The sequence below is a fragment of the Pseudomonas sp. NFIX28 genome (genome assembly GCF_900107395.1).
Lineage (GTDB): Bacteria > Pseudomonadota > Gammaproteobacteria > Pseudomonadales > Pseudomonadaceae > Aquipseudomonas.
On the sequence record NZ_FNPW01000008.1, the window covers coordinates 170,032 to 190,257 of the forward strand.

The 20,226-nt window shown below is 63.3% G+C and carries 18 protein-coding genes; 13 read left to right on the forward strand and 5 right to left on the reverse strand.

Features of this window, described 5'->3' with window-relative positions; translation table 11 throughout:
- Nucleotides 1-96: 96 nt before the first annotated feature.
- Entirely contained in the window at nt 97-537 is a 441-nt protein-coding gene (locus BLV20_RS17120; RefSeq protein ID WP_092303422.1) for a GlcG/HbpS family heme-binding protein, read from the forward strand.
- Between the two features lie 99 nt (nt 538-636).
- A complete protein-coding gene (locus tag BLV20_RS17125; RefSeq protein WP_092303424.1) occupies nt 637-1,707 on the forward strand; it encodes an alpha/beta hydrolase in 1,071 nt (356 codons plus the stop codon).
- A gap of 76 nt (nt 1,708-1,783) precedes the next feature.
- Here BLV20_RS17125 and BLV20_RS17130 read toward each other — a convergent pair whose 3' ends face one another.
- Entirely contained in the window at nt 1,784-2,389 is a 606-nt protein-coding gene (locus BLV20_RS17130; RefSeq protein ID WP_092303426.1) for a TetR/AcrR family transcriptional regulator, read from the reverse strand.
- 136 nt (nt 2,390-2,525) lie between these two features.
- Here BLV20_RS17130 and BLV20_RS17135 point away from each other — a divergent pair, with 136 nt between their 5' ends.
- On the forward strand, nt 2,526-3,452 hold the full coding sequence (locus BLV20_RS17135; RefSeq protein ID WP_092303428.1) for a DUF808 domain-containing protein: 927 nt from the start codon (nt 2,526-2,528) through the stop codon (nt 3,450-3,452).
- A gap of 45 nt (nt 3,453-3,497) precedes the next feature.
- Here the strand turns inward: BLV20_RS17135 and BLV20_RS17140 are convergent, their stop codons facing one another.
- Nucleotides 3,498-4,913, reverse strand: coding sequence for an aminotransferase-like domain-containing protein (locus BLV20_RS17140; RefSeq protein WP_092303430.1), 1,416 nt, complete (start codon nt 4,911-4,913; stop codon nt 3,498-3,500).
- Between the two features lie 274 nt (nt 4,914-5,187).
- Between BLV20_RS17140 and BLV20_RS17145 the strand changes: the two genes are divergently transcribed.
- The 10 genes from BLV20_RS17145 to BLV20_RS17185 all read left to right on the forward strand — a co-directional run bounded on the left by BLV20_RS17145 (nt 5,188) and on the right by BLV20_RS17185 (nt 15,761).
- Nucleotides 5,188-6,192, forward strand: coding sequence for an SGNH/GDSL hydrolase family protein (locus tag BLV20_RS17145; RefSeq protein ID WP_092303431.1), 1,005 nt, complete (start codon nt 5,188-5,190; stop codon nt 6,190-6,192).
- Between the two features lie 186 nt (nt 6,193-6,378).
- Nucleotides 6,379-8,556: an iron-containing redox enzyme family protein gene (locus BLV20_RS17150; protein WP_092303433.1), complete on the forward strand. Its 2,178-nt coding sequence runs from the start codon at nt 6,379-6,381 to the stop codon at nt 8,554-8,556.
- A gap of 16 nt (nt 8,557-8,572) precedes the next feature.
- Nucleotides 8,573-9,616, forward strand: a complete 1,044-nt coding sequence (locus BLV20_RS17155) for an inosamine-phosphate amidinotransferase 1 (protein ID WP_092303435.1) — start codon at nt 8,573-8,575, stop codon at nt 9,614-9,616.
- A gap of 14 nt (nt 9,617-9,630) precedes the next feature.
- A complete protein-coding gene (locus tag BLV20_RS17160) occupies nt 9,631-10,257 on the forward strand; it encodes a LysE family translocator (protein ID WP_092303437.1) in 627 nt (208 codons plus the stop codon).
- Between the two features lie 65 nt (nt 10,258-10,322).
- Nucleotides 10,323-12,164, forward strand: a complete 1,842-nt coding sequence (locus BLV20_RS17165; RefSeq protein WP_092303439.1) for a carbamoyltransferase family protein — start codon at nt 10,323-10,325, stop codon at nt 12,162-12,164.
- 34 nt (nt 12,165-12,198) lie between these two features.
- Complete coding sequence (locus tag BLV20_RS31445) at nt 12,199-12,342, forward strand: hypothetical protein (protein WP_164486251.1); 144 nt, start codon at nt 12,199-12,201, stop codon at nt 12,340-12,342.
- 27 nt (nt 12,343-12,369) lie between these two features.
- Nucleotides 12,370-13,692 (forward strand): aspartate aminotransferase family protein, encoded by a 1,323-nt coding sequence (locus tag BLV20_RS17170; RefSeq protein ID WP_092303441.1) that lies wholly within the window; start codon nt 12,370-12,372, stop codon nt 13,690-13,692.
- 60 nt (nt 13,693-13,752) lie between these two features.
- The gene (locus BLV20_RS17175; RefSeq protein WP_092303443.1) at nt 13,753-14,355 is read left to right on the forward strand and encodes a formyltransferase family protein; all 603 of its coding nucleotides are present in this window, start codon (nt 13,753-13,755) and stop codon (nt 14,353-14,355) included.
- 81 nt (nt 14,356-14,436) lie between these two features.
- Entirely contained in the window at nt 14,437-15,066 is a 630-nt protein-coding gene (locus BLV20_RS17180) for a LysE family translocator (protein ID WP_092303445.1), read from the forward strand.
- A gap of 89 nt (nt 15,067-15,155) precedes the next feature.
- Entirely contained in the window at nt 15,156-15,761 is a 606-nt protein-coding gene (locus BLV20_RS17185; RefSeq protein ID WP_092303447.1) for a LysE family translocator, read from the forward strand.
- 71 nt (nt 15,762-15,832) lie between these two features.
- Here BLV20_RS17185 and BLV20_RS17190 read toward each other — a convergent pair whose 3' ends face one another.
- The 3 genes from BLV20_RS17190 to BLV20_RS17200 form a co-directional block, all read right to left on the reverse strand.
- On the reverse strand, nt 15,833-17,863 hold the full coding sequence (locus tag BLV20_RS17190; protein ID WP_092303449.1) for an FUSC family protein: 2,031 nt from the start codon (nt 17,861-17,863) through the stop codon (nt 15,833-15,835).
- A gap of 153 nt (nt 17,864-18,016) precedes the next feature.
- Nucleotides 18,017-18,805 (reverse strand): MlaA family lipoprotein, encoded by a 789-nt coding sequence (locus tag BLV20_RS17195; protein WP_092303451.1) that lies wholly within the window; start codon nt 18,803-18,805, stop codon nt 18,017-18,019.
- Nucleotides 18,798-20,096 (reverse strand): serine/threonine protein kinase, encoded by a 1,299-nt coding sequence (locus tag BLV20_RS17200; protein ID WP_092303453.1) that lies wholly within the window; start codon nt 20,094-20,096, stop codon nt 18,798-18,800. Before BLV20_RS17200 ends, BLV20_RS17195 begins: the two co-directional genes overlap by 8 nt.
- Nucleotides 20,097-20,226: the final 130 nt, after the last annotated feature.

Here is a 20,226-nt window from a genome sequence, read left to right on the forward strand (position 1 = left end):
ACAAAAACAAATGTTGTTGTGTTCTATTTGTTGTATCGATCTTCTTATCGGAACACCCGAAAAAACTTTCCCAATAACAAAATAAGGACGGCACCCATGAGCGCTTTAACCTTGAAAGTTGCAGTCAGCCTGGCCAGCAAGGCCATAGCCTTCGGCCGCGAGATCGGCGCGGCCCCCCTGACCATTGCAGTGCTCGATGCCGGCGGGCATCTGGTGGCCTTGCAGCGGGAGGACGGGGCCAGCCTGCTGCGGCCGCAGATCGCCATCGGCAAGGCCTGGGGCGCGATCGCCCTGGGCAAGGGCTCGCGCCTGCTGGCGCTGGATGCGCAGCAGCGGCCGGCCTTCATTGCCGCGCTCAACAGCCTGGGGCAGGGCAGCGTGGTGCCGGCGCCGGGTGGGGTGTTGATCCGGGACCAGGCAGGGCATGTGCTGGGTGCGATCGGCATCAGCGGCGATTTGTCGGATGTCGACGAGCAGGTGGCGATCCAGGCCGTGGAAGCAGCGGATTTGCAGGCGGATGCGGGGGTGGCGGCCTGAGGTGAAATACCACCTCGCACGGCCAGGACGATGATGACGAAGCGGGGCGGCAGTCGATAGACTGCTGCCCCTCTCGTTTTTGTATCAAGGAAGATCTGCGTGAAGACGTTGCTTGGCATCACTCTGGCCGCGGCCATGACCCTCTGTGCTCCTTTACTCCACGCCGACGAAACCCCGGACGCCGAAGACATTGCGTTCCAGGCGCTCAAGCCGGTGGTCACGGCGCTGATGAATGCCGACAACGCCGAAGAGCTGATGACCAAGGCTGATGCGCTCGAAGGCGCCGATAGCTTGCAGGCCATTGCGCTTTACCTGGCGGCCAGCCGTGAAGATCCCAAGCAATTGCGCGCGCCTTATCAGGTCGCCGCGCTGTTTGCTCGTCGCGGCGACGACACGCTGGCCGAGCGCTTCCTGCAGGAAGCCGACGATCGCGGCTTGTGGTTTGGCCCGTTGCTGGCCGGTGACCAAGACTTTGCCGATCTGCACCAGAGCGCCACGTTCAAGAGCGTGCTGGCCAACGCCCAGCAGCGCTACAAGAACATCGCCACAGGCAAGGTCGGCGCCATATATGTGCTTAATCCTTCGGCCGGCATTCCTGCGCCCGCGGCCTGTCGGCCGGTGGTGGTGTGGTTGCACGGTTATGGCATCAACGGCGAACTCGACGAGAGTTATCAGCCGTTGGCGGACACCGGGGCAATCATCCTGGGCATCAACGGCACTGAAATGATCGACTCGGTCGACAGCTTTCGCTGGATCGGCCCAGGTTTCGAGGGCACCCACCAGGTGGTGCAGAACGGCCTCAAAGAACTGGCGGCGCAGCAATGCATCGACCGCAAGCGGGTGTACCTGATGGGCTTCTCCCAGGGGTCGCAACATGCCGGCGCGTTGCTGGCGCAGCATCCGGAGGATTACGCCGGGGCGTTGCTGCTGTCGCCTGGCGGCCAGCAAGCGACCCCGACCGTCAGCAAGGCCCGCGGCAAGCGCGTTTTTGTGGTCAACGGCAAGTTGGAAGGGCCGCGCAATCAGCAGATGAGCGCCGATTTTCGCAAGCTGTTCAGCGACGGCAACCAGGTCAAGTCCCGCACCCATGAGGGCGGGCACTTCTTCCCCGACGACTGGAGCACTTCATTTCCGCAGGCGCTGCGCTGGTTGATGGGCAGCGAGGCCTGAAACCAAAAGATCGCAGGCTTGGCCCATGCGTTGGGCGAATGCCTGCGATCTTTTTTTCCGTTCTTGAGCCGGCCTGTCAGTCTGCTTCGCAGCCCTTGAGCACCAGGCGGATGATGGTCTGGGCGGCGGCTTCGTAATCGGACTCGTCCAGCTTGGCCTTGCCGGTCACCACCGAGATCTGCCAGTCGAAATCGGCGTAGGTCTGGGTCGCGGCCCAGATGCTGAACATCAGGTGGTGAGGGTCGATGGGCGCGATCTGGCCACGATCGATCCAGGTCTGGATGCAATCGATGTTGTGCTTGGCCTGGGCGTTGAGCTGCTCGACCTGGTCCGGGCTCAGGTGTGGGGCGCCGTGCATGATCTCGCTGGCGAATACCTTGGAGGCGAAGGGCAGGTCGCGGGAGATGCGGATTTTCGAGCGGATGTAGCCGCTCAGCACGTCACTGGGCACGCCGTCGGCGTTGAACGGGGTCGAGGCCTGGAGGATGGGCTCGATGATGCTTTCCAGCACCTCGCGGTAGAGGTTTTCCTTGGATTTGAAGTAGTAGTAGACGTTGGGTTTGGGCAGCCCCGCCTTGGCTGCGATATCGCTGGTCTTGGTTGCAGCGAAACCTTTGTCGGCAAACTCTTCACTGGCTGCACGCAGGATCAGTTCTTTATTGCGCTCGCGGATGGTGCTCATAAACCAGGTGATTCCTTGCCTGTTCGGGCGGTTGCGCATGGTAGCACCGGCCTTGCGCGAGGCTCAAGAATGCCCCCACCGGCCCTCGTTGCGCGCTATGCTTCGCAACATTTATGACCTGAAGGAACCCTGATCCATGGCTGGAAGCAGTTTGCTGGTGCTGATCGACGATATCGCCACGGTACTCGACGACGTGGCATTGATGACCAAGATGGCGGCGAAGAAGACCGCCGGCGTGTTGGGAGATGACCTTGCGCTCAATGCCCAGCAGGTTTCCGGAGTGCGCGCCGAGCGCGAATTGCCGGTGGTCTGGGCGGTGGCCAAGGGCTCGTTCCTGAACAAGCTGATCCTGGTGCCCGCGGCGCTGGCCATCAGTGCCTTCGCGCCCTGGCTGGTAACGCCGTTGCTGATGCTCGGCGGTGCCTATCTGTGCTTTGAGGGCTTTGAAAAGCTCGCCCACAAGTTCCTCCACAGCAAGGCCGAGGACCGGGCCGAGCACCAGGAGCTGATCGAGGCCGTGGCGGACCCGGCGATCGATCTGGTGGCTTTCGAGAAGACCAAGATCAAGGGGGCGATCCGCACCGACTTCATTCTCTCGGCCGAGATCATCGCCATCACCCTGGGGACGGTCGCCGATGCGCCGTTGATGCAGCAGGTGGTGGTGCTTTCGGGCATCGCCATCGTCATGACCGTGGGCGTGTATGGACTGGTGGGTGGCATCGTCAAGCTCGACGACCTCGGCCTGTGGCTGACGCAGAAGCCCGGGCAAGTGGCGAAAAGCATCGGCGGCGCGATCCTGCGCACGGCCCCCTACATGATGAAAAGCCTCTCGGTGATCGGCACCGCGGCCATGTTCATGGTCGGCGGCGGCATCCTGACCCACGGCGTGCCGGCGGTGCATCACTGGATCGAGAATGTCACTGCGCACACGGCCGAGGCGGTAGGCGGGTTCTCGCTGATCATGCCGACGCTGCTCAATGCCGTGGCCGGCATCATCGCCGGCGCCGCGGTCCTGGTGCTGGTGTCGCTGGGCGGCAAGCTGTGGCGTTCGGCCAGGGCCTGAGCCGTTGATAACCCTCGCCGCCGCGGGATGAGCGGTGAGGGGATGTCAGGCGGGGAGCAGTTGCGCGACCGCCAGGCCGATCTTGTTGATTGCCTGTTCGATCTTGCGGTTGGGCGTGCCGGCAAAGTTCAGCCTGAGGCAATTGCGGTATTTGCCGGCCGCGGAAAAGATATTGCCGTTGGCGATCTGGATGTCCTCGGCTTCCAGCAGCCGGTTCAGGGTGTAGGTGTCGAATTCGTCCGGCAATTCCACCCACAAGGTAAACCCGCCCTGGGGTTTGCTGACCCGGGTGCCCTCCGGCAGATAGCGGCTGACCCACTCGGTCATCAGGTCGCGATGGCGCTGGTACTGTTTGCGCATCCGACGCAGGTGCGGCAGGTAATGACCCTTGGCAATGAATTCGGCAACCGCCAGCTGTGGCTGGGTCGCGGTGGTGCCGGAGCCGACGTATTTCATGTGCAGCACTTGCGGCAGGTAACGCCCCGGCGCGATCCAGCCGATCCTCAAGCCTGGCGCCAGGGTTTTCGAGAATGAACTGCACAGCAGCACGCGCCCGTCATCGTCGAATGACTTCAGCGTGCGCGGCCGCGGGTAGTGGAACGCCAGGTCGCCATAGATATCGTCTTCGATGATCGGCACGTCATAGCGCTGGGCCAGGCGGATCATCGCGCGCTTGCGATCGTCCGGCATGATGTAGCCCAGCGGGTTGTTGCAATTGGGCGTGAGCTGGATGGCCTTGATCGGCCACTGTTCCAGGGCCATTTCCATGGCTTCCAGGCTGATGCCGGTGACCGGGTCGGTGGGAATCTCCAGGGCCTTGAGGCCGGCGGCCTTGAGCAACTGGATGATGCCGTGGAAGCAGGGCGAGGCGATGGCCACGATATCGCCCGGTTCGCACAGGGCGCGGATGGCGATGGACAGCGCTTCCTGGCAGCCGCTGGTGACGACGATTTCCGCCGGCGTCAGGCGACAACCGGAATCGACGCCGAGGCGGGCAATCTGCTCGCGCAGGCTCAGCACACCTTGCAGGTGGTTGTATTGCAGGCTCGGGCTGTCGCTGCGCCGGCTGATCCGCGCCAGGGCGGTCAGCAGCGGCTTGAGGGTCGGGGCCGTGGTGTCGGGCATGCCGCAACCCAGTTGAATGGCGTTGGCGTTCTGCTCCTGGCGCATCAGGTCCTGGACCAGGTCCCACTGCGAGATATCCACGGGCCGCAACGACGGCCGCCCCATCTTCGGCAACTCCGGCAAGCGCCGGCCGGCCGGGACGAAATAGCCCGACTTGGGTTTGGGAATAGCCAGTCCCGAGCTTTCCAGGACCCGATAGGCCTGTTGCACGGTGGTAAGGCTGACGCCGTGCTCGAGGCTCAAGGCCCGGACCGAAGGCAAACGCTCCCCCGGCCCGTACAAACCTTGCTCAATGCGGCTGCTGATGTATTCGGCGAGATTCAGGTATCGAGTCATGCGGGGGACTGTAGCGACTCATCTGTCGTATAAAAAGTTACAGATTCCACTTTTTTTGAAAATTTTTCAGGGCGAAAAGGCAATCTGTACTGAGAAAAATCATCCGGCGTGTACCTATAAGACAGTGATTGCCTTTGGGAAGATGGCCCGCATCGCGCTGTACTGGTCGTTCTTAAATACAGCCGCAGCGCAATTCAGAATCCCCCGGGTAACGTGTGACGGGCTTCCCCCTCCGGCTACTTTAGACGATGACTTCTCAAGGAAGAGCAGGGTAATGACGGCAAGGATCAAATTGACTCCGCAGATGGCTGAGTATGAGCAGAAGTTCACCGATGGTGGTGAGGTTCGCTGGCTGCCTTATTTGATGTATTTCCATCCGACCGACCACAGCTCCGAAGTGGTCAATACAGATGCCTCGGGCTTCCGCTATTCGGAGTTGCTGGGCATACAGTATTCGGTGGTCAACAGCCGCCACGCCAAGAGCGTACGGGTACTGGCCGGCAGCTCGACGGTATTTGGCATTGGTGCCAGCTCGGATGCCTGGACACTGCCTTCGCGCCTGGCCGAGAACGATCCCGACAGCAAGCCCTGGATCAACTTCGGCGGGCGCAGCTTCAACTCGACCCAGGAACTGACGCTTTTCACCCTTTATCGTCATTTGCTGCCCAAGGTCGACGAAATCGTACTGTTTTCCGGGTTCAACAACCTGGGGCTGGCCCGCCAGCCACACAGCAGCCGCGGCGAACACGGCGCGTTCTTCAACTGCAACCAGTTCTTCGACGCCATGCGCCCGGAATCCCAGGCGCCCAAGCGCGGCATGTTCCGCGCCCTGCTCGGCAAGGAGCAGGAAGAGCCGGCCCCCGAGCCACCGCCGACCATGGAAGAACAGATCGAATACGCCGCCGACCTGACCCTGCGCCACCTGGATACCTGGCGCGCGCTGGCGGCCGACATGGGCGCCAAGCTGACCTTCATCCTGCAACCGCTGGCCGGTTGGGTGCGGGAGAAGGGCTGTGACGAAGAAGAGCAGCTGTTCGCCGAGCTCGACCGCGCCGGCAGTTTCAGCGAGGTCTACGGCGACATCCTCCAGCCCAGCGTCTGCGAGGCCTATGCCGCCCGCCTGCGCGAGGGCGCACAGAAGATGGGCGTGCGTTTCGTGAACATTACCCCGCTGCTGTCCGAGGCCCTGCGGCCTGAACAGTGGCTGTTCGTCGACCGTATTCACTTCACCGACCAGGGGAATGATTTCGTCTCGAAAATCATCCTCGATGTTCTTTAAAGGAGTCCTGCCATGAGTTACATCAAGAGCTTGTTCCAACGCCTCTTCGGCAAGAAGAAAAAGAAGAAGCCGGACTCTTCGATCTACCCGATGTTCTGATCTCGACACCCTCGGTCATTGCTCGCCGATGACTGAGGGCCGGCAATGGATTGCCCCGGTCACCAACCTGGAAGGGAAGTAAACAGTATGTGGCGCCAGTTTTATCGATCAGTCAGCAACCCCGAGAGCTTTCTGGGGGATGTCAGTATTCGGCGCCTGATGGGCCTGGCCGCACCGGGTGAAGCCGGTGCCGAGGGCCTGGCCGGACTGCGGGTACAGATCGAACAGTGGCGTGACGAGCAGGCCCGGGCCTACCGCGAACTGGCCAGCCAGGCCGCGGAGCTGGGCAACCAGCGCGAATTCGCCGAGGCGCTGCTGGTGCACTCGGCGCCCCTGGCCTCGGTGCTGGGATGCTGGCTGCAAGGCATGAGCGCCCCTGGCGTATTCGAGGACAGCGCGCAACTCAAGCTCATGGAGCTGTTGGCCCATGATGTCGGCGTCGGGCGGCCCCTGGCCTCGCGCGCCGATCACTTCAAATCGCTGTTGGTGCAGGCAGGGCTGACCGCCTATGCGGTATCGCCGTTCGAGCTTTCCACGCTGCCTGACCTGCCAGACGATCTGTTCGAATTACCGGCATTGCTGCAAGCGGTCAGCCGCCGCAGCGATGCCTTCGGCGACACCCTGTGCGGCATCGACTTTGCCTGGCGCGCACTGGGGCTGGGCCCTTGGTGGGCGGTGCTGGACGTGCAGCAACTGGACACGCGCCGGCTCGACCTGAACCAACTGGAGGCAAGCGCCGGCGACGGCTCGGCGCTGGACATCTCGCAGTGGGTCTGCGAGCAGGTCGCCAGCCTGGGCAGCATGCGCCGCCTGCAACTGGAGGCGGGCGCCCAGTGGTTGTTCGCGGCGCTGAGAACCTTCAACGAGCGGCTGCTGGCGCACTGCCGGGCCGCGGTATCGCCCGAGCGTCTGATGGGCAAGATGATCCAGCGCATGGCCCGGGCCGGCGCGGTCTATCACCAGGATTACAAGATGGAAGGCCGCAGCCTGGCGCAGTGGCTGCGTGAGGCCCAGGTCGACCCGGTGCCGTTGCTGGAAATGCTTTCGCGCAGCCGCCTGATCGTGCCCGGCAATGCCGAGAAGAGCCTGCTGGTCAACACCCTGGTCGCGCCCAACGGGCGCATGTTCCGGATTTTCAGCGAGGCCGACCTGAGCGTTATCCGCAAATGGATCGATGGCCTGTCCGGGCCGATCCAAAGCGCGGAAGCTGCCGAAGCATCAGCGCCAACCCCTTGCAATGCAGGGGTTCGGCAGGTGCTGGGCGAGGATATTCAAGAGCAGGGCCAGTGGCCCAAGAGCTTGCGCGAGGCCTATTTCGTCTTGCAGGGCAGGGCACTGGCGCCGCGCACCCAGGCTTTTGCCCAGGCTTATGTGACCCGTTGGCTGGAACAGTCGCGGCGCTCGCTGCAAAACTCCGAACGCACTTTGCCCGAAGCCTGGAATGTCGGCGTATTGCGCGAGTGGTTGCTGGACAAGCACGACCGCCACGGCCAGGAGTTCGAGGAGAGCGACCCGGCGGCGATGCCGTCGCGTGAGGAAATCGTCGACTCCACCCTGCAACTGGCGCCGCTGACGCTGATCGACGGTGCCTGGCTCCAGGGCTTCACCGACCTGGCGCTGGCCTCGTCCCACGTTGGTTACGCGCTGTTCCAGACCTATTGGGATGAACTGGGCAACGGCTGCTATGCGTTGAACCATCCGAAAATCTACCGCGACGGCCTGCGCCAGATGGGCCTGGAGCTGGCGCCTACCGGTGCCCGCGAATTCGCCGAGGATGAGCGGCTGCGCGAAGCGTCGTTCCGCTTGCCAGTCTACTGGCTGTGCCTGGGCAAGCTGCCGGTGACCTTCATGCCGGAAATCCTTGGCATGAACCTGGCGATGGAATTGTCCGGGGTCGGCGGCAGCTATCGCTCGGCCCGGCGCTTCCTCAGGCACTACGGCTTCAGCACCGCGTTCGTCGACCTGCACAACACCATCGACAACGTCTCCACCGGGCATTCGGCCTGGGCGGTAGACGCCATCGACGCCTACATGCGCCAGGTCGCGGCGTCGAAGCCGGCGGCACTGCAAGAACACTGGCAGCGGGTCCGCGTGGGCTATGAGTCCCTGGCACCGCAGCCGGACCGCCTGACGTCCTGGCTGCAGCGCCTGGGTATCGGCTCTGCGGGCGCGGTCCTGCCCCGGAGCAAGGCGCAGGGCGAAGACCAGGCGCTGTTGCATCACGAACCTATTGTCCCTGCCGCGCCGGTTGGCGTAACGGCCTGAACATCAAGGAGTGCTCATGTCTCTGGTCAACGTGCACAACGAGTGGGACCCGCTGGAAGAAATGATTGTCGGCGTCGCCCAGGGCGCGCAGGTGCCTCGGCCCGACCGCGGCCTGTTCGCCCTGGATTACAGCGAGCAGCACGATTACATCGAGGACATTCCTTCCGGCCCGTACCCGCAGCAGGTCATCGAGGAAGCCAGCGAGGACCTCGATGCCTTCGCCGCGTTCCTGCGCTCCCACGGGGTCACAGTGCGGCGCCCGGATGTCACGGATCATCGCGCGGTATTCGGCACTTCTGCCTGGAAAACCGACGGCGAATACAACTACTGCCCGCGGGACGTGCTGCTGCCCATCGGCCAGACCATCATCGAGGCGCCGATGGCGCTGCGCAGCCGCTATCTGGAGCCGTTCGCCTATCGTCGTCACCTGGCCGAATACTTCGCCAGCGGCTCCAACTGGATTTCCGCGCCCAAGCCGCAGTTGCTGGACAGCACCTACCGGATCAACCCCAAGGCAGGCTCGATCATTGCCAATGAAGAGCCGATCTTCGATGCCGCCAACGTGATCCGTGTCGGCGAGGACATCCTCTACCTGGTGTCCCGCAGCGGCAACGAGCTGGGGTGCCAGTGGTTGCAGCGGGTGCTGGGCGACCGCTACCGGGTGCATCCGGTGAGCGGCGTGTACGACGGCACGCACCTGGACACCACCATCACCGTGGTCCGGCCGGGGCTGGTGGTGTTGTGTCCGGAGCGGATCCGCAAGGACCAGGTGCCGGCGCTGTTCAAGAACTGGGACATCATCTGGGCGCCGGAGATGGTCGACACCGGCTATTGCTGGTCCTACCCGCGCGCGTCGATCTGGCAGGGCATGAACTTCATCATGGTCAACCCGGCGCTGGCAGTGATCAACGACCAGCAGGTGCCGCTGATTCGCGCCCTGGAAAAACACGGTATCGATGTGGCGCCGCTGAAAATGCGCCATGCCCGCAGCCTCAGTGGCGGTTTCCATTGCGTGTCGGTCGACATTCGTCGTCGCGGCACCCTCGAAGACTATCGTTGAGCGGAGCCTGGGGCATGCAGAATCTGGACTACTACGCCGTCATCCTGTTCGCGATTTCCACCTGCGTGACGCCGGGGCCGAACAACGTGATGCTGATGTCCTCCGGGGTCAACTTCGGCATCAGCCGCACCTTGCGCCATGTCGCGGGGATCAACATCGGTTTTCCGCTGATGCTGATCGCGGTGGGGCTCGGCGCCGGCGCGGTATTCCATCGTTATCCGAGCCTGCACGACATCCTGCAGGTGGTTGGTGCGCTGTACATGCTGTACCTGGCCTATCGGATCGCCACGGCGCCCACGGTCGATCTCGACGACAAGGGCGGCCGCCCGCTGGGCTTTACCGGCGCGGCGCTGTTCCAGTGGGTCAACCCCAAGGCCTGGATCATGGCGGTGGGCGCGGTCCTGGCCTACACCACGCCGGTCGGTTCCTACAGCGCGCAGATCCTGCTGATCGCCTTGATTTTCTTTCTCTTCGGCTCGCCCTGCTCGATGGTCTGGGTGCTGTTCGGACGTTATTTGCGGCGCTTTCTCAGCGAGCCGAACCGGCTGCGGCTGTTCAATATTTCAATGAGTGTGTTGTTGGTGGTGTCGTTGATTCCGGCATTGAAAAGCCTGCCGGTCTCAAGTTGGTTGCACGGATGATGGACTGTGCACAGACACAGGGAATTTCCATGGATTGGCATGAAGCTATGAGGATGAGCGTTTAAATGGCTACTTACGTATTAGGGATTTCGGCGTTCTATCACGACAGCGCAGCGGCGCTGGTGAAGGACGGGGTGCCGGTGGCTGCGGCCCAGGAAGAACGTTTCACGCGGGTGCGGCACGACGCGGCGTTTCCGGCCAATGCCATCAAGTACTGCCTGGACGCCGAGGGTATCGGCCTCGATGAGCTGACCGCGGTGGTCTACTACGAAGACCCGCAGGAAAAGTTCTCGCGGATGATTTCCTCCTTCGCCAGCGGCGGCATCAGCGGTGCGCGCACCTTTATCAGCACCATGCCGGAGTGGATCCGCTGGAAGCTCAACGTGCTCAAGTTCATCGACGAGAAGCTCGAGGAACTGGGGCGCGGTACCGGGCCACTGACTATCGCCTCGCAGCATCACCGTTCCCATGCCGCGGCGGCGTTCTTCCCGTCGCCGTTCGAACAGGCGGCGGTGCTGTGCATCGACGGCATCGGCGAATGGCACTCGACCACGATCTGGAAGGGCGACGGTTCCAAGCTCGACCTGATGAACTCGATTTCCTACCCGCACTCGGTCGGCCTGTTCTACTCGGCGTTCACCTATTACTGCGGCTTCAAGGTCGACTCCGGCGAATACAAGCTCATGGGCCTGGCGCCTTACGGCCGGCCGATCTATGCCGACAAGATCCGCAAGGAGCTGATCAACATCCGCGCCGATGGCTCGTTCACCTTGAACATGAAGTACTTCGAATACCTGCGTGGCGAACGCATGGTCGGCGAGGCATTCGAAGAGCTGTTCGGCGGCCCGGTGCGCAAGCCGGAAAGCCCGATCACCCAACGCGAATGCGACCTGGCGGCCTCGGTGCAGCAGGTGACCGAGGAAGTGGTGCTGGGGCTGGCCACCGCGGCCGTGCGCCAGACCGGTTACCGCAACCTGTGCCTGGCCGGTGGCGTGGCGCTCAACTGCGTGGCCAACGGCGTGCTCAGCCGTTCCGGACGTTTCGACGCGATCTGGATCCAGCCCGCGGCCGGCGACGCCGGTTGTGCCCTGGGCGCGGCCATGGACTATTCGGTCAAGCGCACCGGGCGCCCGCACCTGGGCAGCAAAAAGCTCGACGCCATGAGCGGCAGCCTGCTGGGGCCGGGTTTTGGCGACGAACAGATCCAGGCGTTTCTCGATGCCAACCAATATCCGTACCGGCGCTTCGAGGGGACCGAACTGTATGACGAAACCGCGCGGCACCTGGCCGACGGGGCGGTGGTCGGCTGGTTCCAGGGGCGCATGGAGTTCGGCCCGCGTGCCCTGGGCGCGCGCTCGATCCTCGGCGACCCACGCAACCCCGAGATGCAGCGCACCATGAACCTGAAGATCAAGTACCGCGAATCCTTCCGGCCCTTTGCCCCGGCGGTGCTGGACGAGGACGCCCAGGACTACTTCGACATCTGCGAGAAGAGCCCGTACATGCTGATGGTTTCGCAGGTCAACGACTCGATCAAAACCGCCGAGTCGTTGCAGCCTGGCGGCCCCGAGCGTGGCCTGGGCAGCATCAACTCGATCCGTTCGCAATTGCCGGCGGTGACCCATGTCGACCTCTCGGCGCGTGTGCAGACGGTGACCGAACAGAACAACGCGCCCTTCACCCACTTGCTGCGCAGCTTCAAGAAGCGCACCGGCTGTTCGGTGCTGGTCAACACTTCGTTCAACGTGCGCGGCGAGCCGATCGTGTGCAAGCCGGAAGAAGCCTACGCCTGCTTCATGCGCACCGAGATGGATGTGCTGGTGCTGGGAAGCTTCATTCTCGAGCGCAAGACCCAGCCGGAGTTCGTCGAAGAGATCGACTGGCGCAACGAGATTCCGCTGGACTGATCGCTCATTCACTTTTTATTCAGGAGACAAGGCCATGCTCAGGTTGCTTTCGTTGTTGATGTTCGCTGTGGTGTTGCTACCGATCGGCTGGGTGCGCCGGATATTCAATTCGTCGCGCTTCAGCCAGCGTTTCCATCAAGGCTCGACGGCGTGGGACCACCCGGAAAACACCCGTTAGGCCGCATAACTGCAAGGGCTCGGATCCATGTCAACGGTCATCTACAAGAACTTGAATGCCTCACCGATTCTCGCCGTCAATGGCACCGGGGTCTGGCTTGAGGATGCCTCGGGCAAACGCTACCTCGACACGTGCGGCGGGGTGGCTGTTTCCAGCCTGGGACATGGACATCCACGGATCGCCGCGGCCATCGAGCAGCAGGCGAAGAAACTCAGTTGGGCCCATGCCGGCAGCTTCACCACGGCTGCCGCCGAGGAGTTGGCGGACCTGCTGGTGGGGGCTTCCGGCGGGTTGGCCAAGGCGCAGTTTCTCTCCGGCGGCTCCGAGGTCATGGAGCTGGCGATGAAAATCGCCTACCAGTATCAGTGCGAGCGCGGGCTGCCGGGCAAGTCGATCTTTATCTCGCGGCAGCAGAGCTATCACGGCAGCACCCTGGGGACTTTGTCGATTTCCGGCAACCTCCACCGTCGCGGGGTATTCGAGCCGTTGCTGGGGCCTGCCGAATTCGTCTCGCCCTGTTATGCCTATCGCCATCAGGGCGCCGACGAGAGCGACGAGCAGTACGGGACTCGCCTGGCGCTGGAGCTGGACGAAAAAATCCGTGCGCTGGGCAGCGGCAGGGTCGCGGCGTTCTTCGCCGAAACCGTGGTCGGCTCCACCAACGGGGCGGTGCCGCCGGTGCCGGGCTACTTCAGCAAGATCAAGGCAGTGTGCGAGCGTCACGACGTGCTGCTGATCCTCGACGAGGTGATGGCCGGCATGGGGCGTACCGGCAAGTTCTTCGCCTACGAGGACGACGGCATCGTGCCGGACATGGTCGCGGTCGGCAAAGGCCTGGCGGCCGGCTACCAGCCCATCTCGGCGTTGCTGGTCAGCAGCCAGGTGCATGAGGCCATGGCGGGCAACTCCGGGGTGCTGGGCAACGGCCAGACCCACGTCAACCACCCGCTGGCCTGCGCCGTCGCGCTGGAGGTGCAGCGGGTCATCCAGGACGAGAACCTGCTGGCGGCCGTGCGGCTGCGTGGCGAACAGCTGCGCCACGGCCTGCGCGAGTGCCTGGCGCGCTTCGAGCATGTCGGCGATGTGCGCGGGCGCGGTTTGTTCGTTGGCGTGGAGTTCGTCCAGGACCGCGGCACCCGCGAACCGTACCAGGGCGGCGGTCGTTACGCGGCGCAGCTCAAGGCCCGCGCACTGGAGCATGGGCTGTTGATCTATCCGGGTAACGGAACCGCCGACGGCGTCCACGGTAACCATGTGCTGTTCGCGCCGCCCTTTATTTCCAGCGAGGCGGAAATCGCCGAGATGGTCGAGCGTTTCACGGCGGTGGTCGAGGCCTGCCAGCAGGGCTAGCGGGGAGGGCGGACCGGGGGTGTTTTCGAAATGTACCAACAGCCAATAGTGGAAAAGACAATGCAGACCATCGAACCATGCAAAGACAAAGTTCTATTGTCGGTGTGCACCATGGACTGGTGCGATCACGGCGTTGAATTCGCCAAGACGGTTTTTTCCAACCTGGAAGTGTTCTGTTGGGACCCGGGCGATCCCTATCCGTATCACCTGGAAGACTGGGAAGGCGACTGGATCATTTCCTACCGTGGCGACTTCATCTTTCCGCCCAGCATCTACCAGCGGGCCCGTAAGGGCGCGATCAACCTGCACCCGGCGCCGCCCAAGTACCGCGGCCTGGGCAGCCAGCACTATGCGATCTACTACCAGGACGAAACCTACGGCTCGACCTGCCATCACCTGGCGCCCTCGGTGGACAGCGGCGAGATCATCCACGTTGCGCGTTTCAACATCGCCCCGGCGGAAACCGCTTCTTCGCTACGCCTGCATGTCGGCGCCTATTGCCTGCAGCAGTTCATCCACCTGTTGACCGACTACATCCTGCAAGGCCGTCCGCTACCTGTGTCGCCCGAGCGCTGGGGCGAGCGGCTGTACAAGCAATCCGAACTCAAACCCTGGATGGAAAAGATCCGGGCCGAAGAACCCGATCATCGCTGCTTCAAGTAATGAGATTGGATGCCGGCCCGCGCGGGGTGGCATCTACGGTTGGTAAACCCTGCTCCCGCGACTTCTACGAGAGACCGTCAAATGTTTGATTTATCGAGCTTTGGTGCTGCTATGGCCGTTTATGTCATCGGAACCGCCAGCCCTGGCCCGGGTAACCTGGCGATTGCCAATACTTCGCTCAGCTACGGGCGTACCCCGGGGCTGGCGCTGGCGGCGGGGGTGATTTCCGGCTCGTTGTGCTGGGGCGCGATGACGGCCGCCGGTGTCTCGGCCTTGCTGATGTCCAACACCCAGGTGCTGGTCTGGCTGAAGATCCTCGGTGCCTGCTATCTGTTATGGCTGGCCTATAAATCCATACGCGGGGCGCTGAGCCAGAATGCGCCCAGCCTCAATGGCGCCCGGGCCAAGCAGAGCCGGACGCTGGGGTTCTACCTGCAAGGGCTGGGCATCCACCTGACCAACCCCAAGGCCGCGTTGACCTGGTTCACCGTGACCACCGTCGGCCTCAGCGCCACGGCGCCCTCCTGGGCCAGCTTCGTGCTGGTGGGCAGCTGCGCGGTCGCCGGCTTCGTGATTTTCTGCGCCTATGCCCTGGCCTTCTCCGCGCGTTCGGCGGAGCCGTTTTTCGTCCGCACGCGCAAGGCCTTCGGTCTGGTGTGCGGTGCGTTCTACACGATGGTCGCCGCAGGCTTCATCGGCTCTTTGCTGTAAGCGTGGATAAGCCTCGCCCGTGGCGATCGCCAGGGCGAAAACAATGACTCAAGGCTCTGTTCGGAGCATGTACTTCTCAGGATGAATGTATGCCGTTGTCGATCGACTTGTTGTTGGCTTTCGCCTTGTTTGCCTTTGTCACCTCGGTGACCCCCGGACCGAATAACGCCATGTTGCTGGCCTCGGGAGTGAATTTCGGGTTCCGTCGCACGGTGCCGCATATCCTCGGCATCAGTTCGGGCTTCCTGGTGCTGGTGCTGGCCGTTGGGCTGGGCCTGGGGGCGGTGTTCGAGGCCTACCCGGTGCTGTACAAGGTGCTGCGTTACGTCGGTGCGGCCTATTTGCTGTACCTGGCCTGGAACATCGCCCGTTCCGGGCCGGTGTCCCAGGACGTCGACGGCAAGGGGCGGCCGCTGGGGTTCTGGGGCGCCGCGGCGTTTCAGTGGGTCAACCCCAAGGCCTGGGTCATGGCGCTGGGTGCGATCAGTACCTACACGCCGTTGCAGGGCTATTTCTTCAACGTGGTGGTGATCGCCAGCCTGTTTGCCTTGATCAACGCCCCGAGCGTCGGCGTCTGGGCCGGGTTCGGCAGCGTGCTGCGCAATGTCCTGCGCGACCCGCGCTGGCTGCGGCTGTTCAACTACGGCATGGCGTTGCTGCTGGTGATTTCGCTGTTCCCCCTGCTGCAAGCCTGAGGGGGCTTTCGCAGGGCGTTAGGCCGCCACCTGCTGTAACCGGCGGGTGGCGGTTTTTTTTTGCCCGCTCATTACCCCTGGGTGACAGTTGCCACGCGGGGTTCGTGGCGAGTCAGGCGGCACCATTTATGCCAGGTAAATTGCAGTTGCAGCAGTGCTGCCCTGGCCATTTCCAGATCTTGTTCCGGCAACTGCGGCGCCTGTTCCAGGGCCTTGAGCAGGGCGACGGTCGGAGCGTCCAGTCGATCGCTGCGGCGTGGCGTCGGTCCGCCTGACTTGAGCAGCGTGGCGATGCTCTGCAGGTAGTGCCCGCGTTCCACGGCCAGGGCGCCGGTCGCCGCACCCAGGCTGGCGCGCAGTTGCAGCAGTTCGTCGCCCAGGTCGAGCCCGAGCAGGCCGTTGTCCCAGTGCTGGCGGCGTTCCTGGGGCAGGCTTTCGGAATAGCGCGCCAGGCGGATCAGGCGGTCGGCCATGCGCCCGCCGAACCAGCTCTCGGCTTGCTCCAGCGGGCGCGAGGTGAGTTGCGCCAGGTCGAACAGCGAGGCACGGAACATCCGCCGATAGTGATGTTCGCCGGGGTTGAGGCTGACCAGGCGGAACACCAGGACCGCGATGCCGACGCCAACCAGGGTGGCCATGGCCTTGTTGAGGAAGTTGGCCAGATCGTAGGTCATCAGGTTGCCGGGGCCGACGTTGTTGATGAAAAAGATGCAGAACGCCGAGGCGATCGGCGCCATCCGCGGCTTGCTCATGCACAGCGAGGCGCAAAACAGCGGCACCCCGAGGCCCACGCACAGCAGCGGGAAACCGTCCCAGCCAGGCAGCAATCCCAGGCCGACGAAGCCGGCGACCGGCACCGACAGGGCGATGCCCTTGAGAAAGTTGAAGCTGGAGGAGGAAGGGTTTTCCCGGCCGGCGAACAGGCTCAGCACCACCCCGCAGATCGATACCGCGCCCAGGCCGGAAGGCCAGGCCGAGAGTACCCAGAAGCCGGCCACGGCGAGAAACGCCAGGGCGCTGCGCAGGCCGCCGAGAATGCCTTGCTCGATATCTCGGTGCCAGGACAGGGCGCCAGGCGCGCCATGGGGCACTCGGGCTTGCTCGACGGCCTGCAGGGTTTGCGCACTGCGTTCGAGCAGCACCGGCACTTGTGCCAGTTGCATCAGGCACAGATGCGCGTCCTGCGACAGGCTGCGGTCCTGCAGCGCCTCTTGAAGGCTTGCCGAGACTTGGGCGATGTCTTGCTCGTGGTTGTGTTCCAGGGCCCTGGCCAGCTGTTCGATCAGGGGAGCCACGCTGGCATTCGCCGCGCTGTCGAGCATCAGTCGCTGACGGGCCACGCCACGGGCGGCGCGCAGCAGGCTCAGCAAGTCGCGGCTGAGGACGCGCAGGGCTTGGGAGCGTCGACGGCCCTGAGGGCCTTCGAACCAGGCGTGATCGCGCTGGGCATCGACCGCCACCAGCTTGCCGAGGGCTTCCAGCAGCCCCTTGCGCTGGTCCTGGCCGATCAGTTCGGAGGCCGCGGCACGCATGCCGGCTTGCCAGGCGAACTTGCCCTGGGTGGCCAACGCCTGTTCGACCCGGCGCGGCCAGAGCACGGTGCTGGCGATCGCCGCGCAGATGATCCCCAGGCTGATTTCCGAACAGCGGGCCACGGCCTGGTCAAACACCAGCAGCGGATGTGCGGTGGCGGGCAGGGCGATGATCGCCGCGGTGTAGCCGGCCAGGACGAAGCCATAGGAAGCATGATTGCGCAGCAGCGAGGCGCCGGTGGTGCAGAAGGCCAGCCACAGCGCCATCGCCAGCAGAAACAGCAGGGGCGCCTGGCCGAACAGGCCGATCAACACGATCGAAGCCACGGCCCCGCTAAAGGTGCCGAGCAGGCGGAAGGCACCCTTGGCCAGGACCATGCCGCTGCTGGGCTGGCTGACGATGAATACCGTGGTCAGGGCCCATTGCGGCTGCTCGAGGTTGAAGCGAAAGGCCAGGTACAAGGCAATGCCCCCGGCGATCATGTTCCTGATGGCGAACAGCACGTCGTTGCGGCTGGGAGCCAGGACGGCCAGCCAGAAGTCGGGAATTCGCAGGGCGAGGCTTTTCATTTGTACGACACATAGATAGCTAGCTAATGATTGGCATCGTATCTACTTGATTGGAAAATTCCAATGCGGATTTTTCCGGGGCTGGAGAAGGTACAGGTGATGAGGGGAGGGCGAAGAAAGGGGCCCTGCGCGGATGGCAGGGCCCTGGAGGGGTCACTCGGCGATTTGCAGCTTGCGCGCTTCGGTGTAGACGTAGCGGACCTTCTCGTATTCGAACGGCGAGTCCAGCTGGCCGTAGCGGAAGCTGGTCTGGTAGCGCGAGTCGATGGCACGCAGGATCACGACTTCCGGATGGTTCGAGCTGACCTCGGAAACATTGAGGAAGTTGATCGCCGACTCGGCGGTGTAATCCACGGCCAGCCCGGCGGTGTCGCGAATGTTCGAGGGGCCGAGGATCGGCAGCACGAAATAGGCGCCGCCCGGCACACCGTAGAAGCCCAGGGTCTGGCCGAAGTCTTCGTTCTGGCGAGGCAGGCCCATGCGGGTGGCCGGGTCCCAGAGGCCGCCGATACCGAGGGTGGTATTGACCAGCAGGCGGGCGGTGGTGTTCATCGAGCGCTGGCCCTTGAACTGCAGCAGGCTGTTGAGCAGGTTCGGCACGTCGCCCAGGTTGTTGAAGAAATTGCTCACGCCGGTGCGCAGGAAGCTCGGGGTGATGTAGCGGTAGCCGTCGACCACTGGCAGGAACACCCACTGATCGAAGCGGTAGTTGAAGTGGTACACCCGGCGGTTCCACGACTCCAGCGGGTCATAGACGTTCAGCGCGTTGAGGGTCGAGCGCTCGAACTCGCGCTGGTCCAGGCCCGGGTTGAACTTGAGCTGCGTGAGCGGTTGGGTGAAGCCGTCCTGGTCCGCGGTGGCGGGGGTAGCGGCCTTGCCGTCATCGGCATGGGCATAGCCTGCGCAGGACAAGGCAGCGATGAGCAGGAGATGTTTAGCCACGGAAGAACTCCAGCATGGCGTCGCTGTTGACGCGGTAGTTGAGGTTGCCGCAATGGCCGCCATGGGGGTAGACCGTCAGCCGGTCGCCAAAAGTCTTGCGCAAGAAACCCAGGTCGCCCGGGCCGAGGATGACGTCGTCGGCGTTGTGCATCACGGCGATTTTCGGGCTGTCCTGCAGGTAATCCTTGAGTGCATACAGGCTCACCTGGTCGATCAGCTGCAGCACGCTGCCGCCGTCGGTGCGGGCGCGCCACATCGGGATCACCTGCTCGGTGAGGTAGCAGTCGAAGTCGCATTGCAGGGCACGCTTGAGGAATGGCGTGAGGCTGGTGCCTTCGCTGATCGGGTACTTGGGGGGCGTGATCAGGCCGCGACGGTTGATCAGGTCCGAGGTGAAGGCGATGTCGGCGGCGGCGAAACGGAACGAGGTGCCGATCAGCATCGCCATCTGCTCGTTGCTCAGGTGCTGCTTGGACTGCTGGAAGTCGTAGAGCAGGGCGTCGTTGAGATCGATGTAGCCCTTCTGCTGGAAGTAGCGGGTCAGCTTGTTCAGCACCAGTTCGTAGAAGGTGGTGCTGTTATTGATGCCCTTGACCTCGGTCTGCACCAGCTTGTCGAGGTTGGTGACGGAGGTGTAGAGGTTGACCGGCGGGTTGAGCAGCAAAACTTTCTTGAAGTTGAAGCTGCGCCGGGTTTCGTCCAGCTTGCTGACGAAGGCCGCGTCCAGGGCGCCGAGGCTGTAGCCGGTGAGGTAGAAGTCGGTGACTGGCAGTTTCGGGTTCTGCGCGCGCACCGCCTGCATCACGCGGTACATGTCTTCGGCGTCTTCCTGGGTCACGCCTGGCGTGGCGAACCGCGAGGCGGCACTGATGAAGTCGAAGCTGGTGGGCGAGGACAGCTGCACCACGTGATAGCCAGCCTGGTAATAGAGCTTCTTCAGGTATTCGTTGAGGCTGCTGTCATAGCGCGCGCCGGTGCCGGCGATAAGGAAGATCAGCGGTGCGGCTTGGCTTTGCTCGGCGATGCGGTAGGTGAGTTTCTTCACCGCCCAGAAGTTGTCCGGCAAGGTGAACTCGCGCTCGGGGCGCAAGGTCAGGCTGCGGTCCGACTGATTGATGTCGTCATCACTGGGTAGCTTCGGTCGCAGGTCCGGTGGCGTGGTGGCAATGGTCGCCTCGAACGGATTGGTCAAGGGGTAGCCATAGCTGGCGGCATCGATGTCGGCCGACAGAGCGGACGCACTCGAGATAAGGCCGCCAAACAAGGCAGCGAAGCGCAAGGAGCGGAGCATGACTAAATCCCTTAGAGGAAGGTGCCGAGTGAAGTTCGCAGCCTATGACCACCAGCTTGCTGACGAAGTGCCATGGCCCGGCGTAAAAAACGCTCAGGGCAGGGCAAAGCCGGATCGGTGGCAACAGTTG